At 44.6% G+C, this 3373-nt stretch carries 4 protein-coding genes; all 4 read left to right on the top strand.

From position 1 onward, the window contains the following. Nucleotides 1-286, top strand: a 286-nt coding sequence (locus tag NNC77_RS16160; RefSeq protein WP_367398749.1) for an immunoglobulin-like domain-containing protein, incomplete at its 5' end; no start/stop codon positions are given. A 729-nt stretch (nt 287-1015) separates the two neighbouring features. After that, entirely contained in the window at nt 1016-1813 is a 798-nt protein-coding gene (locus NNC77_RS16155) for an energy transducer TonB (protein WP_254971856.1), read from the top strand. A gap of 19 nt (nt 1814-1832) precedes the next feature. After that, nucleotides 1833-2837 (top strand): energy transducer TonB, encoded by a 1005-nt coding sequence (locus NNC77_RS16150; protein ID WP_254971854.1) that lies wholly within the window; start codon nt 1833-1835, stop codon nt 2835-2837. A gap of 1 nt (nt 2838) precedes the next feature. Then, on the top strand, nt 2839-3373 hold a 535-nt coding region (locus NNC77_RS16145), incomplete at its 3' end, for a radical SAM protein (RefSeq protein ID WP_254971853.1).

Genomic DNA, 3373 nt, shown 5'->3' with positions numbered 1-3373 from the left:
CACGGAAATCAGATTCACGATTACCAACCATAGTGGCGAGGAATTTGTGTATGGCGATGCCTATAGCATCACAGCCCAAGGAGCGGATGGCAATTGGTTTGTTGTGCCCACCGATTGCTCGTTCACGGCCATCGGTCATGTTTTAAACGATGGTCAAAGCGGCACCATTACTGCCCATCTTTTTCCCGATATTCTTCCCAACAAACCAGGCGTTTACCGCTTTTTTTGTGAGGATAGCATAGATGGTGAGAAGGTGCCTTTCATGGCAACCTTTGAGTTGAAGTAAATAAAAAGAATTGTTGCTTATGAAAATACTCTTCAGTTTATTGGCATTTTGTTTATTTGACTCATGCGTCCATTCCCAAGAGGCGGTGGACACGATAAGTGTGCGTGTACAATACAGAGTAAAATATAATGAACGTAATATGAAACTAAGAGATAAAGATACAAAGAAATATTTGCTCACAGTATTTGTGGCTACATTTGTTGCCTAAATTATTCCTGCAGTGGTCTTGTACTTGGGACATTTTATGGGCATTATGCTTACGATTTGTATTTCCTTGTTTAACTTGAGTATGGCTTTGCTTGCTTGGCATTGGGCAAAATCTGTTAGAAAGGAATTTTTGCTGAAAAGACAAATAATATTGAATAGTCTTGTGACGTTGCTTTTGATAGGCATTATTTCCTTAGTTGTAACCAATGGGGCAGCCTTATCTTTGAGTCTCATAGTGTTTGTTTGGTTGGGGATAGTCAATCTCCTGCCAATTTGTATCCAGTATGCCATTTATTCTTTTATTTCAAAAAGAACCAATTCAAAGAAAGAGAGACCTATATGAAGTATATAGAATTGTTTTGGAATAGGCTATATTATTGCATTTTTAACTGCGATAAGAAAACGCAAACTCTCTGAAATGAACCTCGAAAAGCTCAATGTTATCACTTTGACAGAAAGTGGAGGACTCATGGGTGAAATTGTTGTTATCAAAAAGGACATAAGCATAAAAAAAAATAAACTATGGCAAGAGGACGTTATATTTGCAACACTCTCAAAGCTATCCGCAAGCAGATAGCGGATGCAAATGGGATTGACTATTCACCCGAAGAATGTCATTTCAATGGTGAATGCAAGGGAACTTGTCCGAAATGTGAGCAAGATGTGAGAGATTTGGAGCATGAGTTGCGACGTAGACAGACCGCAGGAAAGGCTATCAAGGTTGCAGGTATTGCAGCAGGACTTGTCGTCATGGCGGCTTGTTCTGATGGGAAACCACAAGGAAACGACAAAGATACACTTACAAGATTGTCGACAACCTTGCATGAAGACTCAATAGACCCAACAATGTACAACGGTGAAATCGACCGCACAAAGCCTATCAAAAACGTGACCGTCAAGAAATTCATGCCGCTGAAAAAGGACAGCAAGCCATCTAAGAAGAACAAGCGAGCCAAGACCGCCGTTGTCCAATCCGCCATCGCCACAGACTCAACCAATAACAGCAAAATATTTGATAATGTTGATGAGGAAGCGTCATTTCCTGGTGGCATAGCAGCGTGTATGAAATATATTGCAGACAATTTTCGCTATCCAAACATACAGGGCGATTGCAGCATACAAGGAAAAATTGTCGTTAGTTTCATTGTCAATGAAGATGGAAATCTAAATGACATCAAAGTGAAGAAAAGCGTCTATTCTGACCTTGACAAAGAAGCCGTCCGGGTGGTGAAAAGTATGCCAAAGTGGATTCCTGCCAAGCAAAACGGCAAGGCGGTGAAATCAAAATACACGCTTCCTGTCTACATCCACGTGCAGTAACTATAAAAAAGGAAAAATCATGGCAACAAGAGGACGCAACATTTGCAACACGCTCAAGGCCATCCGCAAGCAGATCGCGGATGCCAACGGAATCAGTTATTCACCCGAAGAATGCCACTTTAAGGGCGAATGCAAGGGCACTTGCCCGAAATGCGAGCAAGACGTGAGGGACTTAGAACACGAACTGCACCTCCGACAGATGGCAGGGAAAGCCATCAAGGTCGCAGGAGTGGCTTTGGGCATCACCGCCCTCACCGCATCCGCCACATCGTGCGCCACGCAGAAGGGATATTACAAATCGACACCGCCTAAGTCTGAAAAGGTTATCCCTATCCAGTTCCAAAAATACACCACCAACGACATCGCCCTACTCCAAGCGAAAGATTCTCTCAGCAAGAAAGGAATGCTCTTCGTTCAAGGGCATCTCATTAGCGACGAGGACAATGAGCCGCTTATTGGAGCCTCCGTCATCGCTAAACTTTCGGGAAAGTATGCAATAACTGATGTCAATGGAAACTTCACTCTCGAAGTGGAGCAAGGCGACACGATAACCGTGCAATACATCGGCTTCATAGACCGAAGCATCAAACTATCTGAAATGAGCCGAGACAAGCTCAATATCATCACTCTAATATTCAACGAAAGTGCCTTAGGGGAAGTCGTGGCTGGAATCGTTCCCGAAGTCAGAATTAGAGGAACGGCTCCCGTCATCAAAAGAGAAAATACTTTCGAAGAGGCTTCATTCCCAGGCGGTTCGACTGCATTGACGCAATACATCAAGACCAACCTTCAATATCCAAAAGAATGTCGGGAAGGCGCGCCAATAGGCAGAGTCATCCTTGGTTTCACCGTCAACAAGGACGGAAGTTTGAGCAACATCAAGGTGGAGAAAAGTCTTGTCCCTATCCTCGACGAGGAAGCCATCCGAGTACTGAAAAGCATGCCGAAATGGACTCCTGCCAAGAAAAACGGAAAGGTGGTGAAATCACATGCCACCGTTCCTTTCACATTTAAAGTAGAATAACATGAAGACCGCCCCATTCATTTGCATCGACCGCCACCGCCTCACGATAGACGGCGAGGGCGTCACCACGCTTGTGGCATTCCACGGTTGTCCGCTTCGTTGCAAATACTGTCTCAATCCCCAATGCCTTGATGCTGACGGCGTATGGCAGGAGGTGGATACAGAACAGCTGATGGCGAACGTGGAGATGGACAACCTCTACTTCTTAGCTACAGGAGGCGGCATCTGTTTTGGTGGAGGTGAACCGCTTCTGTGGAGTTCATTCATAAAGGAGTTTTGTGAACTATGCCCAGAGGGATGGCACTTTACGATGGAGACGAGTCTAAACGTACCTCGCCATCACTTGGAGAAAGTCACCCCATACATTGACTCCTTTATCATCGACATCAAGGACATGAATCCTGCCATCTATCAAGGCTACACAGGTAAGCCCAACCGGCAAGTTATCGACAACCTTGTCTGGCTCAACACTCATGCCAAACATAAAGACAAGATCATCCTTCGTCTCCCCATAATCCCCAAGTTCAACACCGAAG

The sequence above is a fragment of the Segatella copri genome (assembly GCF_024330485.1).
GTDB classification, from domain to species: domain Bacteria; phylum Bacteroidota; class Bacteroidia; order Bacteroidales; family Bacteroidaceae; genus Prevotella; species Prevotella copri_L.
Note: the sequence above shows the minus strand (reverse complement) of the source record. Positions and strands in the feature narration are given on the sequence as shown.